The organism is Treponema medium (assembly GCF_017161265.1).
GTDB lineage: Bacteria > Spirochaetota > Spirochaetia > Treponematales > Treponemataceae > Treponema > Treponema medium.
In genome coordinates this window covers 554,275-570,163 of the sequence record NZ_CP031393.1, presented here as the reverse complement: position 1 = coordinate 570,163, position 15,889 = coordinate 554,275, and the positions used below count along the sequence as shown (strand labels likewise).

13 protein-coding genes, 8 tRNA genes and 1 other RNA gene are annotated in these 15,889 nt (G+C 46.1%); 19 read left to right on the top strand and 3 right to left on the bottom strand.

Features of this window, described 5'->3' with window-relative positions; all coding sequences use genetic code 11:
* Nucleotides 1-253: 253 nt before the first annotated feature.
* Complete coding sequence (locus DWB79_RS02525; protein ID WP_016522485.1) at nt 254-1,753, top strand: NAD(P)-dependent malic enzyme; 1,500 nt, start codon at nt 254-256, stop codon at nt 1,751-1,753.
* A 73-nt stretch (nt 1,754-1,826) separates the two neighbouring features.
* Here DWB79_RS02525 and DWB79_RS02520 read toward each other — a convergent pair whose 3' ends face one another.
* Nucleotides 1,827-2,237: a single-stranded DNA-binding protein gene (locus DWB79_RS02520; RefSeq protein WP_016522484.1), complete on the bottom strand. Its 411-nt coding sequence runs from the start codon at nt 2,235-2,237 to the stop codon at nt 1,827-1,829.
* Between the two features lie 244 nt (nt 2,238-2,481).
* Between DWB79_RS02520 and DWB79_RS02515 the strand changes: the two genes are divergently transcribed.
* The 14 genes from DWB79_RS02515 (at nt 2,482) to DWB79_RS02450 (ending at nt 8,938) form a co-directional block, all read left to right on the top strand.
* A tRNA-Ser gene (locus DWB79_RS02515) sits at nt 2,482-2,566 on the top strand.
* A 68-nt stretch (nt 2,567-2,634) separates the two neighbouring features.
* Nucleotides 2,635-2,721, top strand: a tRNA-Ser gene (locus DWB79_RS02510).
* 74 nt (nt 2,722-2,795) lie between these two features.
* A tRNA-Arg gene (locus DWB79_RS02505) sits at nt 2,796-2,870 on the top strand.
* A gap of 18 nt (nt 2,871-2,888) precedes the next feature.
* A tRNA-Arg gene (locus DWB79_RS02500) sits at nt 2,889-2,963 on the top strand.
* Between the two features lie 18 nt (nt 2,964-2,981).
* Nucleotides 2,982-3,056: transfer RNA gene (locus DWB79_RS02495), tRNA-Arg, on the top strand.
* 18 nt (nt 3,057-3,074) lie between these two features.
* Nucleotides 3,075-3,149, top strand: a tRNA-Arg gene (locus DWB79_RS02490).
* Between the two features lie 7 nt (nt 3,150-3,156).
* A tRNA-Ser gene (locus DWB79_RS02485) sits at nt 3,157-3,241 on the top strand.
* A gap of 94 nt (nt 3,242-3,335) precedes the next feature.
* Nucleotides 3,336-3,422: transfer RNA gene (locus tag DWB79_RS02480), tRNA-Ser, on the top strand.
* Nucleotides 3,423-3,521: signal recognition particle sRNA small type (ffs, locus tag DWB79_RS02475), an RNA gene on the top strand.
* Between the two features lie 213 nt (nt 3,522-3,734).
* Nucleotides 3,735-4,901, top strand: a complete 1,167-nt coding sequence (metK, locus tag DWB79_RS02470) for a methionine adenosyltransferase (RefSeq protein WP_016522483.1) — start codon at nt 3,735-3,737, stop codon at nt 4,899-4,901.
* A gap of 7 nt (nt 4,902-4,908) precedes the next feature.
* Nucleotides 4,909-6,846, top strand: a complete 1,938-nt coding sequence (locus tag DWB79_RS02465) for a hypothetical protein (RefSeq protein ID WP_016522482.1) — start codon at nt 4,909-4,911, stop codon at nt 6,844-6,846.
* Nucleotides 6,847-6,929: 83 nt separating this feature from the next.
* Nucleotides 6,930-7,433 carry a Smr/MutS family protein gene (locus tag DWB79_RS02460; protein WP_016522481.1) on the top strand — a complete coding sequence of 168 codons (504 nt, stop codon included), beginning with the start codon at nt 6,930-6,932 and terminating at the stop codon, nt 7,431-7,433.
* Nucleotides 7,434-7,721: 288 nt separating this feature from the next.
* On the top strand, nt 7,722-8,486 hold the full coding sequence (locus DWB79_RS02455; RefSeq protein ID WP_016522480.1) for a threonine/serine exporter family protein: 765 nt from the start codon (nt 7,722-7,724) through the stop codon (nt 8,484-8,486).
* The gene (locus tag DWB79_RS02450) at nt 8,486-8,938 is read left to right on the top strand and encodes a threonine/serine exporter family protein (protein ID WP_016522479.1); all 453 of its coding nucleotides are present in this window, start codon (nt 8,486-8,488) and stop codon (nt 8,936-8,938) included. The genes DWB79_RS02455 and DWB79_RS02450 overlap by 1 nt, the downstream gene beginning before the upstream one ends.
* A 15-nt stretch (nt 8,939-8,953) precedes the next feature.
* On the opposite strand, the gene DWB79_RS02445 is transcribed toward DWB79_RS02450, so the two are convergent.
* Nucleotides 8,954-10,120 (bottom strand): ISAs1 family transposase, encoded by a 1,167-nt coding sequence (locus tag DWB79_RS02445; RefSeq protein ID WP_016522120.1) that lies wholly within the window; start codon nt 10,118-10,120, stop codon nt 8,954-8,956.
* A gap of 154 nt (nt 10,121-10,274) precedes the next feature.
* On the opposite strand from DWB79_RS02445, the gene DWB79_RS02440 reads away from it, so the two are divergent.
* Both DWB79_RS02440 and grdB read left to right on the top strand, forming a co-directional pair.
* The gene (locus DWB79_RS02440) at nt 10,275-11,564 is read left to right on the top strand and encodes a glycine/sarcosine/betaine reductase component B subunit (RefSeq protein WP_016522478.1); all 1,290 of its coding nucleotides are present in this window, start codon (nt 10,275-10,277) and stop codon (nt 11,562-11,564) included.
* A 10-nt stretch (nt 11,565-11,574) separates the two neighbouring features.
* Nucleotides 11,575-12,864, top strand: a complete 1,290-nt coding sequence (gene grdB, locus DWB79_RS02435; RefSeq protein WP_084762261.1) for a glycine reductase complex selenoprotein B — start codon at nt 11,575-11,577, stop codon at nt 12,862-12,864.
* Nucleotides 12,865-12,973: 109 nt separating this feature from the next.
* On the opposite strand, the gene DWB79_RS02425 is transcribed toward grdB, so the two are convergent.
* On the bottom strand, nt 12,974-13,834 hold the full coding sequence (locus DWB79_RS02425; RefSeq protein WP_016522476.1) for a PHP domain-containing protein: 861 nt from the start codon (nt 13,832-13,834) through the stop codon (nt 12,974-12,976).
* A gap of 124 nt (nt 13,835-13,958) precedes the next feature.
* On the opposite strand from DWB79_RS02425, the gene DWB79_RS02420 reads away from it, so the two are divergent.
* Both DWB79_RS02420 and DWB79_RS02415 read left to right on the top strand, forming a co-directional pair.
* Nucleotides 13,959-14,960 (top strand): cyclic nucleotide-binding domain-containing protein, encoded by a 1,002-nt coding sequence (locus tag DWB79_RS02420; protein ID WP_016522475.1) that lies wholly within the window; start codon nt 13,959-13,961, stop codon nt 14,958-14,960.
* Entirely contained in the window at nt 14,953-15,606 is a 654-nt protein-coding gene (locus tag DWB79_RS02415) for a Crp/Fnr family transcriptional regulator (protein WP_016522474.1), read from the top strand. Before DWB79_RS02420 ends, DWB79_RS02415 begins: the two co-directional genes overlap by 8 nt.
* The last annotated feature ends 283 nt before the right edge of the window (nt 15,607-15,889 follow it).

The following is a 15,889-nucleotide window of genomic DNA, read 5'->3' as shown; positions in this document are numbered from 1 at the left end:
GCGCCTAGCAAATTCCAACCGGAGGCGTACTTGTTGTACGTCGAGCATTTATTGCAGTGGCGGCATTTACTGTACAGCCTTTCCGTAAGCCTTTTGAAATAGACGATGCAGATACAAGGAATACGGCAAAAAAGTACCGCAGGCGTATCTATGATACGTTGAGGACACTTTTTTACCGTATGACGTAGTAGATGCGTCGTATATTTCAAAAGGATAGCTTGCAGGGACAGTGTAACCATGCTACACTTATCTTATGAAAACTATTAATAAAGATTTACAGACTATTACGGAACATTTTCCTGCCGACTTTACGGAAACTGAAAAAGCAGCGGCGAAAACGCTTTTTTTAAAAAAACTTTCGCTTTTAACGCACGAATTTTACGGCGGAAAGCTGCAAACCGTTCCCAAATGTGGGATTTACGGATTTAACTGGTTCAACGTTTGGTATACGCCGGGCGTATCCGCCGTTTCTACCGGCATCCGCGATAATCACGACAGCTCCTTTATGCTCTCCAATCGAGGAAACCTTGTAGCAGTTGTCAGCGATTCCACTCGCGTACTGGGTGATGGGGACTGTTCTCCTTCCGGCGGACTTGGTGTTATGGAAGGTAAATGTATGCTGATGAAGTATTTAGGCGGTGTTGATGCCTATCCTATCTGCATCGATTCTTACGTCAAGCCGAATGAAGAAAAGAAATACAACTTTCCTGCCGGTAAACATTGCCCTGATAAGATTATCGACTTTGTGAAGATGCTGGAACCGAGCGTCGGCGCAGTCAATTTGGAAGATATTCAGCAGCCGGATTGCTTTAAAGTTCTGGATACGCTGCGGGAAGAATGTGATATTCCCGTTTGGCATGACGATGCCCAAGGGACTGCCTGCATTACGCTTGCCGGTTTGCTGAATGCGTTGAAACTGGCAGGCAAAAAAATTGGAGACTGCCGCATCGTGCTGCTTGGCGCAGGCGCTTCCAACACGACGATTGCTCGTCTCATCCTACAGGACGGCGGAGATCCTGCGAAGATGATTATTTGCGACTCCAAGGGTGCGCTCCATGCAGGTCGGGAAGACATCAAAGCCGACACACGTTATTACCGCAAGTGGGAGCTGTGTCAAGCGACGAACCCCAACCGGATAAACGACTTTAACGAAGCGCTAAAAGGCGCCGACGTGCTGATCGCTCTGTCCAAACCGGGTCCCAACACGGTAACCAAAGAGCAAATTGCCTCTATGGGCGATAAACCCATCGTGTTTACCTGCGCCAATCCCGTCCCCGAAATTTGGCCGCACGATGCCAAAGCTGCCGGCGCCTTTATTACCGGTACCGGACGTGGAGACTTCCCGAACCAGATCAATAACTCCGTCTGCTTCCCCGGAATTTTGAAAGGTGCGTTGTTGGTTCGTGCACGGAAGATTTCCGACGGTATGGCTATCCGCTGTGCGCACTCCATTGCCGACTATTCGGAAAAAAAAGGCATTGATCCCGAAAACATCGTTGTAAAGATGGATGATGAAGATGTCTTTGCCGTCGAAGCGGCCGATGTCGCAATGCAGGCGATAAAAGAAGGTCTTGCCCGTATCACCATTACATGGGATGAAGCGTTTAAACAGGCTAAGGCCGAGATTGCAGAAAGCAGAGCGCTGACACAGCAGCTGATGGATAGCGGGTTTATCAAAGAACCGCCGCAAGACTTTTTTAATCAAGCGATGGATTACGCGATTGAACAAATCAAAAATCAGCGTACCAAATAAGAGCTTTTGAGGCTTTGGAGCATGCCCGTGCTGTCTGCCGGTGTTTCCTTATTCGGAAACATCGGCAGTTCTTTTAGAAAGCAGGTACGACCTCTTTTTCCGGTACGGTTTCTTTACGCATGTCGTCTAACGCATCGGCAGGTTGTTTCCCGTTTTTGAATAAGGGCTTAAATTCGATGTGCTCGGCTACCACTTTAATCTTGCTGTAGTGTTTGCCATCGGTACCTACCCAGCGGTCTTGCTTTAAACGTCCGACAACCCGCACGCCACGGCCTTTCGTGCAATTTTCTCCGCAAAGTTCTGCCAAGCGCGCCCATGTTTCGACATCAAAAAATGAAGTTTCCTGCGTCGTTTGATCTTCCTGCTTAAAAAAACGGTTTGAAGCAATGGAAAACAAACAGAGCGGTGTCCCTTTAGGCGTTGCCTTTACAATGGGGTCGCGAACTACATTTCCCTCAATGATCAATGAATTCAAATTGTGCATAATAGCCTCCTAAAATAAGAGTACCGAATTGCCGCTCTCTGCGGTGCCGGTCTCTTTTGATCTTGTAGTACCTGTTATATAAAGCATTCATTTAAAAATGGCTTGAAATTTACGGTATTTTTGCAAAAAAAATAAAAAAAATTACACATTTCTTTACATGCACTATTATATAGAAAAATCGATACGGTTAGAGCGATAGTCTTGACATTCGCCGTTATTCTAGGCTAATATACAGACCGATTATGGAGCGGTGGCCGAGTGGTTTAAGGCGGCGGTCTTGAAAACCGTTGTGCTGCGAGGTACCGGGGGTTCGAATCCCCCCTGCTCCGTAAAATAGGCGGCACGTTCCTTTATACGTGCATATATAAAACCGATAACTTAGACAGGTAATAACTTTGGAGCGGTGCGAGAGTGGCCGAATCGGGCTCCCTGCTAAGGAGTTGTACCCATCCGGGTACCGGGGGTTCGAATCCCCCCTGCTCCGTAAGATAAAACCGAATAGTATTGTGCATTAAACGATAAAAATACGTTATTGGACAAATCATATCGGGGATATTTGAGATTATAGCTCAGTTGGATTAGAGCGTCAGATTGCGGATCTGAAGGTCGGCGGTTCGAGCCCGCCTAGTCTCATCGGTTATTTTTGTTTTTGAGATTATAGCTCAGTTGGATTAGAGCGTCAGATTGCGGATCTGAAGGTCGGCGGTTCAAGTCCGCCTAGTCTCATCGGTTATTTTTATTTTTGAGATTATAGCTCAGTTGGATTAGAGCGTCAGATTGCGGATCTGAAGGTCGGCGGTTCGAGCCCGCCTAGTCTCATCGGTTATTTTTATTTTTGAGATTATAGCTCAGTTGGATTAGAGCGTCAGATTGCGGATCTGAAGGTCGGCGGTTCGAGCCCGCCTAGTCTCATGCTACTGGAGAGATGCGAGAGCGGTCGAATCGGGCGGTCTCGAAAACCGTTGTACCGCAAGGTACCGGGGGTTCGAATCCCCCTCTCTCCGTTTTTTTAACGGAGCCGCACGTTCAAGCATCTTCTTTATGCACTTTACGAAACACCTTGAAAATTTCAATACTTTCAGGTGCTTTCAACACTTTGGAGAGATGTCCGAGTGGTCGAAGGTACACGATTGGAAGTCGTGTGTGCCCGGAAGGGTACCGAGGGTTCGAATCCCTCTCTCTCCGTACCGGGACCTATGCAAAGAAGGTTTTTCAAACCCCGTCAGATCCGGAAGGAAGCAGCGGTAGATTAATTCTTCTTGTGCCGTAGTGCTCCCGGTTTTTTTATATCCGCTATAAATTTCCTTTCTCAGTTAACCGTATCCCTGCAATTTATTCGTGCAGAGGGGTAATACCTGCCGTTTCTCGGCAATGCTCTGCGTCGGGGGTGTTGATTTTATAAAAAGGGTAAGCCATCGGCAATTATGCTGCTTGTACATTTAGACCGATAACGGTATGATGGCGGTTGCTTTATAACGCTTTATAATAGGAGTAATGATGAACGAACATAAATTGTTTACCTCGGAATCGGTGGGTGAAGGCCATCCCGATAAACTGTGTGATCAAATTTCGGATGCAGTGTTGGATGCTTGTTTGCGTGATGATCCCGGAAGCCATGTCGCATGCGAAACCTTTGCTTCAACTGCGTTAATCCTTATCGGTGGAGAGATTACCACCAATACCTTTGTTGATATACAGCAAACAGCCCGCAATATTGCACGGGAAATCGGCTATACCGATTCCGCATTCGGGCTTGACTGTAACTCTATGGCTGTTTTAACTATGATTCACGCTCAGTCCCCTGATATTGCACAAGGTGTAAATGGCGAAGGGTTAAGCGAGTATCACAACCAAATGGGTGCAGGGGATCAGGGGATGATGTTCGGCTATGCGTGTAAAGAAACGCCGGAGCTGATGCCTGCCCCTATCATGTATGCGCATAAGCTGCTGCGGAAAGCATCGCAATTGCGTAAGTCAAAAGAAATCGATTGGCTGCGTCCCGATGCAAAAAGTCAAGTAACGGTAGAATATGAGGGCGATAAACCCGTGCGTATCGACACGGTCGTTATTTCCCATCAGCACGACCCCGAAATTGCTTATGGTTCATTAAAAGAAGCGATTATCGAAAAGATTGTCAAACCCGTTCTTGAACCGACCGGTTTACTAGATGCAAAAACTAAATTCTTTATTAACCCAACTGGACGCTTTGTTATCGGCGGTCCCTTCGGCGACACCGGTTTAACGGGGCGGAAGATTATCGTAGATACCTATGGTGGTATGGGGAGGCATGGCGGCGGCGCTTTCTCGGGTAAAGACCCGACCAAGGTAGACCGTTCAGCTGCATATATGGCGCGCTATGTTGCAAAGAATATCGTTGCTGCCGGTTTAGCCGAACGGTGCGAATTGCAGCTTGCCTATGCTATCGGTGTACCGTTCCCCGTGTCGATTCGGGTAGATTCCTTCGGTACCGCAAAGGTTCCTGAAGATGCAATCGAAAAAGCCGTTCAGCAGGTATTCGATTTGAGCCCTGCCGGTATTATCAAAACGCTTGATTTACGTAAACCTATTTACCAAGCGACCGCTGCCTACGGACACTTCGGTCGCCCCGAATTCAGTTGGGAAAAAACCGATAAGATTGACGCTCTAAAAGCAGCTATAAAATAGTAGCGACATGCATATCCTGCTGCGGGGCGTTCTTGTTTTAGTTTTTACCTCTTGGTTATGTACCTCTTGTGCCGATTCCGCGTCGTCGGTATCGCTTGCATTGCCGGCAGACAGGGATGATACTGCGGTTTATCTATTAGCTGCATCTGCTTCCGGTATGCAGAGCCGGTGCGTACCGCTCAAGGCTTTAAATACAAATGCCCAAACGGGTACGATAGATGATCCGGAAAAATCTGATGTCATGTGCTTCGCTTTTGAAAAAAGCCCTACGATGTTCGGTTTAACCGGTTCCAATTTATATGCGCTTGAACTGGAGTTTGAACCGCTTACCGATAAACCTGTGCGGAAGATTTCAGCCCCTATTCAAACAGATTCTGTCGAATTTGCCGTAGGGTTGCTGTATGCAAACGATTTTTCCGCTTCCGGTAAGTTAAAAAAAATTGTTCGTCCGCAGCATCCTGTTACGGCAAAGGTACTGCCGCACGGAAGTCTTACCGTCAGCATCGGTTTTGCTGGCATAGCGGTAGGGATGGCGAATATTCGCGGCTTTATGGTTTCGGCGCAGGTAGCGCTCAAGCTGAACAGTGCAGCGATTGTCCCCATTCGGTATGGCTGGTTAAAAGACGGAGCTGCACTGTGGTATGGTACAACTGCCGACGGAGATGTTATCCCGCCGGAATTATGCACCGAATCAAAAGTACCGTTATGTGCGGAATTACCGAAACCGTCGGCAGTAATACAGGCTGGGGATAGCGCAAAAGGCGGCAGGGACCTTATTGCTATTCATTTTGACAAGGCTTTGCCGGTAAATCTGACGGCAGAGCAAAAACAGCCGCGTCTTTCGTTCCAATGCGGGAATAAAAACATATCCGTATACCGCGCGCCGAATATATACCGCCTTACGCTTGATGGAAGCCTCTTTCCCGATGCTTTTTTTACCATTGAGCAAACTGATGAACAATCCCACGCGGAGCGGCTGTCTAATACGGATATGCTTTCTGATACGAGTGAGCAGTCAGATACGGTTGGGTTTGATGATACGCCCGATGCGGCAACCATGGTCTGTGGTATTACGATCGAATATTCTACCCCCTCTCTGATAACTCCTATTACTGCTGATCCGGGGCTTATTCCGGGCTGGCCGCAAGAGCAATGGCGGCAGCCGTCTTACGAGCTGTTTTCATGGGAACAGTTTCCCTCTGTACTTATCTTCGATTTTGCCGACTATTCAGTGCAGGATGCCTATCTTAAACGGCTTTCGTTCTTTGCGGAAAAAAAAGGCTTTACGGGAAGACTGCTTTTTGATGAAGAAATAGCTTCTTTTCATGGGTTTAATGCCCACGACTACAGAGCTAAAACGCTTGCGTCATTCTTTCAAAAAGCTGAAGAAAAACATTTTCCGCTTAACAAATCAGAATTACATTTGCGGACAATCCTTTTCCATAACGGCGTCATCATCCGAACGGAACAGGGGATTGAGGCGGGGGAGGGAGCCATCGTATCTATAAGCCGCCAATCCTCGGCTTATCTCCGCTATCGGTTTATTACTCATGAATGTCTCCATGGTATTTATTTTACGGAAGAAAGTTTCCGCGATAGAGTAACGGAGGTTTTTCGGCAGACAGATCCGCGTGCCGTGCTGTTTTTACGCCGCTATTTTGAAATATATCCGTCGTTGCAATATAACACCGATGATAACTACCTGCTACAAAATGAATTTATGGCCTATCTTCTCCAGCAAGGTAGCGATTTTCTTCAACAATATTACAATCGGATTGCATGGTTTCGGGCGATGAATGAGGCGGAACCTGAGCTTTGCAGGTATATACGGAATACCAATGCGGTAGATTTTATGCAAGCGGCGGCGCAAATGGATTCTTTTTTATATACAACATGGGGAGTAAAAGGTGGAAGAATCTATTTGGCAAATATGGAAACTTTATAAAAAATCGATAAATTTCAATATTGTTGAAACGTTTTTTGTATTTTATGGTTTAACCAATTATCTATATTCCTGTGAGGGAAATTATGAATTTTGAAGAAATCCTGAATCAATGGGAAACGCAAACACAACATCCTTATGGAAAGAAACGGCTGCGCAATGAGGCGAAAAATCCTGTAGCAGTAGCATATACCGTTGAAAATACTCAAACGCTCAATCTAATGGATTATTGGCTCAGGCGTTATGGCGTCTATGATAAAGATGCTAATAGTTCTGAAAATACTACTCTGGTTGATAATCAGGCCGAAAAACGGCGGTTGAGGACAATGCGTCCGCAGGCAGAAATCGACTTACACGGTATGACGCTTGAAGAAGCTTACGGTGCGCTGGTTACTTTTTTCGAAGATTCCGTACGGAGGGATTATCAAAAAATACTCATCATTCACGGTAAAGGGAATCATTCTCAAAACGGACCTGTATTGGCGCGATTCGTACAAAAATTCTTGGAAACAAACACCCATGCAGGAGAAACAGGCCATCCCAAAGGACGCGACGGAGGGACGGGATCAACGTGGGTTATATTGAAATAAATACCTTTGCGTAAAATTTTGCCCAAAATTTTACGCAGTTTATTCGTGTGGAGAGTAAACGCATCAGGTAGAGTAGATTAAAATCGCAGAATATTTGAGATTGGGCAAGCATTTGAGACGCAGCGCGGCGAAACTCTGCTTGACCAGTTGCAAATATTCTGCGGGAATATCAAAAAATACCTGATGCGTTTACCTTGACTAAACTTATTGCCATAACAGTTAAAAAGAATTACAATCAGCAATTATTATGGATACCCAATCGGATATTGTATCTACGGAAAAGACAATATGCTTACTCGGCATGCGTTAGTAATGCAGATAGCGCTCTACGCCGGAGAACTGCTCGTGCGCAATGGTGCGGAAATGTACCGTGCCGAAGAAACGATTATGCGGATAAGTGAAGCGGGCGGGGTACACGATGTTACCCCCTTTGTTACTCCCACCATTCTCTTTATCGCAAAAGGCGAGGGGGAAAACGTACTTTATACAAAGAACATCACAAAGCGAAGTAATAATATCACTAAAATTACACTTGTCAGCGATTTTTCCCGTAAATTTGTGGAAGGTACTGTTGACATATCCGAAGCGATGGACTATTTACGCAAGATAGATGAATACAAAGGCTATTCGTATCCATTTTTGCTATTTGCTGCCGGTATCGGATGCGGTCTTTTTGCGGTCTTAGTAGGCGGAAAATTCGGGGATTTTGTCGCAGCATTTTTTGCTTCATATATTGCTGTTTTTATCAGTGATAAAATAATGGTGCGTTCTCGTACTGTTTTTACCGGCAATTTTGTTGCAAGTATGTTTGTGGGAATTATTTCCATTATCTCTTTTGAAATTAAATTAGTTGACAATCTTGACAATATTATCGTCGGTGCGGCATTGGCTCTTGTCCCCGGTGTTGCATTTACCGCTGGAATTAGGGATTTTATTTCGGGTGATTTACTCTCCGGTATTGCACGTATTGGAGAGGCGATTCTTGTCGCAATTGCCATTGCATTCGGCGTTGGCAGTATTTTAATGCTCTACTCGATTCTAGGAGGACTGTGATGCCGATCTATGCCCATACCGTAATCTCTTTTGTCAGCTGTCTCGGTTTTGGCGTCCTTTTTAATGTTCAGAAGCGGACATTGTTGCTCGCCGCGGTTAACGGCGCAATCGGGTGGACAATATTATTAGTTCTCGATATCCCGCAAGTCAGCTATATTTTTGCAAATTTGCTTTCTGCGATAGTGGTCGGTCTCCTCGCGGAACTCTTTGCCGTTATTCAAAAAACTCCTGCGACCTCTTTTATTGTTATCGGTATTATCCCTTTAGTACCCGGTTTCCGCGTTTACCGGTCGATGCTTTTCTTTGTGAGGGGCGATCTGGATCAGGGGCTTGCAGAGGGGGTTCATTCGTGTTTTATGGCAGTCGCGATAGCAGTCGGCATCATTCTTTCCACCTCCATTGTTCGCATGATTCGACATCCTATCAAAGACTATATCAAGAAGAAAATATAGTATAAATCACGGAAATCAATTTTTGTCTAAAAGCGGTAATAAGTCGTGAGGATTCATAAGCGCGCGGAACATAATACCGTTCAAAGCCAGTTTTGATTGAGTTTCCCGCTTGTATATGCGCACGATATTAAGCGCTACTTTATGGAGCATATTCAGATTCTGCTGTATATTCTTACTCTGAATCCTGCATTTATCTTCGTCAAAATGAACATCAAGCAACCAGTGCATCGATTCTACCGACCATTCAGTTCTCGCATGATGTAAAAGCTCCTCGGCACTCAACACTTTACTTGAAATATAATAGTGCCATTGCTCCGTTACCCCTTTGTCTGTCTCAAATCGTGTATGCACCACTCCAATGCATTTAACAGCCGGCCATACCCTGCCTCCCGGCTGCCATTCAACATCATCAGTAGTATACGCACTTCTCGTTTCTATCCGTCCGTGTCCTTTTTCCGTTTGGGTAACGCTATCCATCGTTGAACGTAGTTTTTCATCTTGGACATACGCTGCTATATCGTTCATCAACTCTTTCTGATTACCTTTCGCACTTAATAAATAGTCGGCTTTTGCATCGATAATTGCCTGTGCAGTCTGTATTTGACAGTTTAAAGCATCGGCAACTACCATGCATCCTTCTATCTCAAGTGTCTTTATCAGCTCTTGTACCGCCGGTATCTCGTTACTCTTTGATTGCACTGTTTCCTGCGCAAGAGTGAGCCCTAGTTCGCCTATCTGCGCGCTGACAATGTGTAACGGACTGTCATACTTCTTCATTTTCCCTGTCGAGCGGATTTCTTTCCCGTCTATTGCAATCGTCAAGCTTTTTTTCTTCTTCTTATTTTGCTCTTCTTCTTCCGCTTCAAGCTTTTCCGCAAGATGCGGTACCAATGAGCTTACCCAGTTTTTCATACACCGATTAAGTGATTCAGGGCTTACCATTGCCAAAAGACTTAACAGCCACCAGTAACACGGTATTCTTTTTATACCGAATTCTTTTTCAAGAAACACTTTTACATGCTCACTCGTTGCCCACGCATGTATTTTCTTTACGCTTTTCAGATCGCAGAGGCTTCCCAAAATAACGATGATAACCGCATCTTTTATGCTGCAAAAATATCCGTCGTACTCCCGCTCGCTTTGAAGCACTTCAAGTGCATCTTCTAATTCTTCCCACCTCATGCTCTCACTTTAGCATTTTTTCTTCTGTTTTAATACCTTCACTCAAAAATTGATTTCCGTGAGTATAAATTGACAGCTTAGATTAATTGCAATAAAATAGTACAGTATACTTAGGGGATAGTCTGCCCCTTTCAAAAAAGTATAGGAGGTCGATATGAAGCTTGAACTGGGAATTATCCCTATTCATGAGATGCGGTTTTCCGATAAAACTGCTATCAAAGGAACTTGTCTTGAAATAAACAAAGATGAGCTGATATCTCTCATTAAAGAAGATCCGCTTATCATAGATGTTTCACTGACAATTACCAAACCGGGCGATAAAACCCGTATTATTTCCGTTAAAGACGTTATTGAACCACGGTGTAAGATTGAAGGCAGCGGTGTATGTTTCCCCGGATTCTTTACCGGTGAGGAAGACACTGTCGGGTCGGGTAAAACTGCCGTACTTCGCGGTGCAGCAGTCGTAACAACCGGTACCGTTGTCGGATTTCAAGAAGGAATTATCGATATGAGTGGTCCCGGCGCCGAATATACGCCGTTTTCCCGCACGGTTAACCTTGTAGTAAAAGGTATTGTCAAAGATGATACTACCCGTGCAGTTAAAGAAAAATCGTTGCGCTTGATGGGGCTGAAAACTGCCCGCTATTTGGGTAACGCCGCAAAGTCCGTTGCTCCGGCAGAAACCGAAGTTTACGAAACCTTGAACCCGATCGAACAGGCCAAGAAATATCCCAATCTGCCGAAAGTCGGTTATGTATATGCACTTCAAAGTCAGGGATTGCTGCATGACACCTACTACTACGGTGTCGATGTTAAGCAGATTGTTCCGACCATTATGTACCCCACAGAGGCAATGGACGGCGCAGTTGTAAGCGGTAACTGTGTTTCTGCCTGTGATAAAAACCCGACGTATGTACACCAGAACAGCCCCGTTATCCACGAACTGTATAAGCGGCACGGAAAGGATTATAACTTTATCGGTGTTATCGTAACCAACGAGAACGTAACGCTTGCCGATAAAGAGCGCTCCTCTTCTCTGACTGCACGACTTGCGGAACAACTGGGTCTCGATGCGGTTATTATCTCCGAGGAAGGTTTCGGTAACCCCGATGCCGACTTGATGATGAACTGCCGCAAGATTGCTGCAAAGGGTATTAAAACCGTATTGTTGACCGACGAATATGCCGGACAGGACGGTGCGAGCCAGTCGCTTGCAGATGCTCATCCTTCTGCGGACGCCGTTGTGTCGAACGGAAACGCCAATCAGGTTATCAAACTGCCTAAGATGGACTTGGTTATCGGCGATCCCCAACAGGCCAATGTTATTGCGGGTGCATGGGACGGCAGCTTACATGAAGACGGAAGTATCGAAGCGGAATTACAGGTTATTACCGGCGCAACCAATGAGCTGGGCTTCTGGAATTTATCTGCATGCGGATTATAAGAGGTAAACAATGAAAAAGATTGTACACTATATCAACCAATTCTTTGCCGGAAAGGGCGGAGAAGATGTTGCCGATTACAAAATTGAAGTGATCGATGGAAATGCCGGTCCCGGTATGGGGATTCAGGCAGCGCTCGGCGACGGGGGAAAAATCGTTAAGACGATTGTCTGCGGTGATAACTATTTTAACGACCACACCGACGAGTGTATGGCATTTATTCAGGATGTTTTAAAGAAAAATGAAGCGGATTTGCTGATTGCCGGTCCCGGTTTTAATGCCGGTCGTTACGGTATGGCATGTGGCGGCGCTGCAAAAGCGGCTGCTGCGCTTGGCATTCCTGCCGTCTCCGGTTTATACGAAGAGAACCCCGGGTACGATGTGTTTAAAGCATTTATGTACACCGTCAAAACGAAAAACTCTGCTGCCGATATGCGTCATGCGGTACCGGCAATCGCAGCTGTCGCAAAAAAAATATTAAACGGTGGAGCTATTGATCCGGCTGCAGACGGTTTATTGCCGCGCGGTATTCGCCAGAATTACTTTGCAAAAGAGCGCGGTGCAAAACGTGCCGTTGATATGCTCGTGCAGAAACTCAAGGGCGAAGCTTTCGTTACCGAATATCCGATGCCGGTGTTTGACCGGGTACCGCCGCACGCACCTATTACCGATATTTCCAAGGCGGTTATCGCGTTGGTTACCTCCGGCGGTGTTGTTCCGAAAGGAAACCCCGATCACATTGAAGCGTCTTCCGCTTCTCACTACGGGGAATACTCTCTGAAAGGTATTTCTGAACTGACTTCCGAAAACAGCGAAACAGCGCACGGCGGTTATGACCCCACCTATTGTAACGCTAACCCCAACCGTGTATTGCCGGTTGATGTATTGCGTGATATGGAACGCGAACATAAAATCGGAAAGCTGCACGAGCTGTATTACACGACGGTTGGTAATGGCACCAGCGTTGCGAATGCAAAGCGTTTTGCGTCCGAAATTGCCGGAAAGCTTGTAAACGCCGGAGTGCAGGCGGTTATTCTTACCTCCACGTGAGGTACCTGTACTCGTTGCGGTGCAACGATGGTTAAAGAAATTGAAAAAGTTTTACCGGTTGTGCATATTGCGACCGTAGTCCCGATTTCAAAAACAGTAGGAGCAAACAGAATTGTACCGGCGGTAGCAATCCCGCATCCGCTCGGAAACCCGACAATGAACGCAAAGGACGAAAAAGAATTACGCCGTGCGCTTGTCGAAAAAGCCTTAAAAGCCTTACAAACACCCATCACAGAGCAGACTGTGTTCTAAAAGACCGGCTAACGGCTTCGGCCGTTAGCTGATGTTGGAAGCAAGAAGTTCTTGTGTGAACGCCCTCTAAAACGCATCGTCTTAGAGGGCGTTTTTATAACGGATGCTTTTACCGATAGTCGGCATTTACGGCAGCAAGCGCGGGGAGCAGGTTATCGGTAAAAAAACGGTCTTCAATCGGGAGATGGGCTGCGGTTCTGCCTAAATACACATCTTTACGGTTCTTACCGTGGAAGTCGCTGCCGGCGGTAACAATCAATCCGAGTTCTTCCGCCAATGCTTGCAGCCGCACACATTCCCCATAACGTGCTCCCGAATGCCATGCTTCAAGGCCTACTAAGCCTTGCTCCTTGAATTGCGCAATCGTTTCGGGCAGTTTTCCCCACGAAAGATAGAGCGACATCGGATGCGCCAAAACGGGAACTCCGCGAGCGGCTTTAATAGCCTCTATCGCTTCCGCAAGCGGTAAACATTCCTTTTCAATATAAAACGGCCGTCCTTTGGCTAGATATTTAAGAAAGGCGTCTTGAATGGATTTTGCTTTTTTTCCCTGTACAAGATACTTCGCAAAATGAGGCCGTCCGATTACCGCCCCTCCGGCAAGTTGGGCAAGCTTTTCTTCATCGATTACAATTCCCGCCTCATTGAATTTTTCTATTATCTTACGGTTCCGTTCCAGCCGCTTTGCCTGCGCATACTGCATAAGACTGCACAGAGTTTTATTTTCAATATCGATTCCAAGTCCGAGTAGATGCAGCTCTCCCGGCTGCCATTCAACGCTGATTTCTATTCCCGGTAAAACACGGATGCCGAGCACTTTACCCGCTTGCTGAGCTTCCGCAACCCCTGCTACCGTGTCGTGGTCGGTAAGGGCAAACAATGAAAGACCGGCTTTATGGGCTTCCGCTGCCAGTTCCGCCGGTGAAAAAGTGCCGTCGGAAGCAGTGGAATGAGTATGCAAATCTATCATAGCGATCATTATAGCAAAAAGATGTATAATACACTAGGTTTTTTCCGCGAGGTGTGGTATAATCATCGCAGGTAGTTCTTACCGTTAATTACAGTTGAGAACTGCGTGTGGTACGGAGGACAAAATGCCAAAGGCTGTTCAATACAGCGCAAATTCAGTAATTTATTTTTCAGGCGATTTTGATGCTCGGGTATTTTTGCTGCATAGCGGACATATTGCACTTAATTCGCTCGATATTGAAACCGGCGCGCAGGTAACGGAGTATATTAAAACCGGTGAGTTTTTTGGGGTGAAGTCCGCACTTGGGAATTATCCGCGGGAAGAAAGCGCAATGGTTTTAACCGATTCGCTCGTATATACCTTCTCGGTTGCCGAATTTGAAAGCTTTGCTCAAACGAATACTCGTATTATCCTTCAAATGTTGAAGGTTTTTTCCAGACAACTGAGAAATATTCATCACCAACTTGAATCGTTGATGGATAGTAAACAGCAAACGAATAACGAAGACGGTTTATTCACGGTTGCAACGGCTTTTTACAAGTCACAGCATTATCAAGCAGCTGCCCAAGTAGCTGCGCGCTATCGGGCGCTCTATCCGGCCGGTAAGTATTTGGCTGCTATCGGGCCGATTATTGCAAATTCGACACAGATGGCAGGGCGCAGCTTCGGTGAGGCACGGCAAACAGGCAGTGTCAATGCCGCGCCCGGCGGCGGAGCTGCTCAACCAGAACAGAGCAATGATGCCTCTGTAGAATTGACGTTCCAACTTGCCGAAGATTTGGCAAAGCAGCAAAAGTGGGCTGATGCGTATAAACAATACCATACGATTATCGAGTTAAAGCAAGGTGCAAATATCGAAGCATCCTATTTAGGGGCAGCCCGCTGTTTATATAAACAAGCGGAATATGTCCGGTGTATTCAACTTGGCACCGGCTTTATCACCCAATTTCCCAAATCTTTAAAACTTGCAGAAATTCTGATGTTCCTCGGCCTCTGCTATCAAGGTATGGATCGCCCCGATAAAGCGTTGCCGTTCTATGATAAAGCTTTGACGATGGCAGGTCCGCTGCTGGTGCCTAAGATTAAAGAATTGCAGGCTACATGCGAAGGAGCTATTCATGCCTGATTTATTTGCCTCGTTTGCCCGTTTTGCAAAAAAATTCCCCAAAGGTTCGGTTATTTTTTCCGAATTTGAACCCGGTGCTTCCTTTTATTTAATTCAATCGGGTCGTGTTCAGTTGATTAAGATCATCAACGGAGCGGAAAAAAATCTCGATATTTTACAACAGGGAGAGATCTTCGGCGAGATGGCTGTTTTGGATAATTCTCCCCGTTCCGCTTCCGCAATCGCGTATGACGATGTTGTTGCGCTCGAGTTTAATAAAGAAAACTTTGAAATTCTGTTAACCGGCAATCCGGCCATTGCAATGCGTTTGTTAAAGACCTTTGTAAAGCGTATTTACGTCCAAAAGCGGCGATTTATGATTTTGACGATACAAGATAATGTTGCCCGTGTCGGCGATGTATTCTTGATGCTTGATGAAACGCAGCCCGATCTTGACCGTTCTACCCAGATGCGTACCTTTATCATTACGCCTGAAGAAGTCGCCCGATGGGCAGGTCTTTCGGCAGAGGCAACCGGCGATGCGCTGCGGAAATTCGCCGATCAGGGGCGGTTAGAGGTATACGGCGACCGTATTATCGTAAAAAATATTGTTGACCTTGCCCGTTTCGTAACGACCCGGCGTACAAAAGACAATTTCTTCGGATAATCAACAACCCCGACGCAGAGCGTTCCTCAAAACTATACATTCGTGTATAGTTTTGACTGCAATGGTGTGGCTCTGTCACACCATTGCTACTCTGACAGGATGTCAGTGGTTCTAAACAGTATTGAGTTTTTCATTAGAAAAACTCAATGTTCAGGAATAAACACGGACGTTCATTCCTGAACGATGGCGTCCGTGGCGCTGTTGACCAGTGTACGTCCGTGTACACTGGTCAACGACAAGTTTTTCTGACAAAAAACTTGCTACTGCTGACAGGACGTCAGTG

Excerpts from the sequence above, each read along its gene's own strand:
- DWB79_RS02525 (WP_016522485.1), top strand. The coding sequence starts at position 254 with ATGAAAACTATTAATAAAGATTTACAGACTATTACGGAACATTTTCCT.
- DWB79_RS02520 (WP_016522484.1), bottom strand. The coding sequence starts at position 2,237 with ATGCACAATTTGAATTCATTGATCATTGAGGGAAATGTAGTTCGCGAC.
- metK (WP_016522483.1), top strand. The coding sequence starts at position 3,735 with ATGAACGAACATAAATTGTTTACCTCGGAATCGGTGGGTGAAGGCCAT.
- DWB79_RS02465 (WP_016522482.1), top strand. The coding sequence starts at position 4,909 with ATGCATATCCTGCTGCGGGGCGTTCTTGTTTTAGTTTTTACCTCTTGG.
- DWB79_RS02460 (WP_016522481.1), top strand. The coding sequence starts at position 6,930 with ATGAATTTTGAAGAAATCCTGAATCAATGGGAAACGCAAACACAACAT.
- DWB79_RS02455 (WP_016522480.1), top strand. The coding sequence starts at position 7,722 with ATGCTTACTCGGCATGCGTTAGTAATGCAGATAGCGCTCTACGCCGGA.
- DWB79_RS02450 (WP_016522479.1), top strand. The coding sequence starts at position 8,486 with ATGCCGATCTATGCCCATACCGTAATCTCTTTTGTCAGCTGTCTCGGT.
- DWB79_RS02445 (WP_016522120.1), bottom strand. The coding sequence starts at position 10,120 with ATGAGGTGGGAAGAATTAGAAGATGCACTTGAAGTGCTTCAAAGCGAG.
- DWB79_RS02440 (WP_016522478.1), top strand. The coding sequence starts at position 10,275 with ATGAAGCTTGAACTGGGAATTATCCCTATTCATGAGATGCGGTTTTCC.
- DWB79_RS02425 (WP_016522476.1), bottom strand. The coding sequence starts at position 13,834 with ATGATAGATTTGCATACTCATTCCACTGCTTCCGACGGCACTTTTTCA.
- DWB79_RS02420 (WP_016522475.1), top strand. The coding sequence starts at position 13,959 with ATGCCAAAGGCTGTTCAATACAGCGCAAATTCAGTAATTTATTTTTCA.
- DWB79_RS02415 (WP_016522474.1), top strand. The coding sequence starts at position 14,953 with ATGCCTGATTTATTTGCCTCGTTTGCCCGTTTTGCAAAAAAATTCCCC.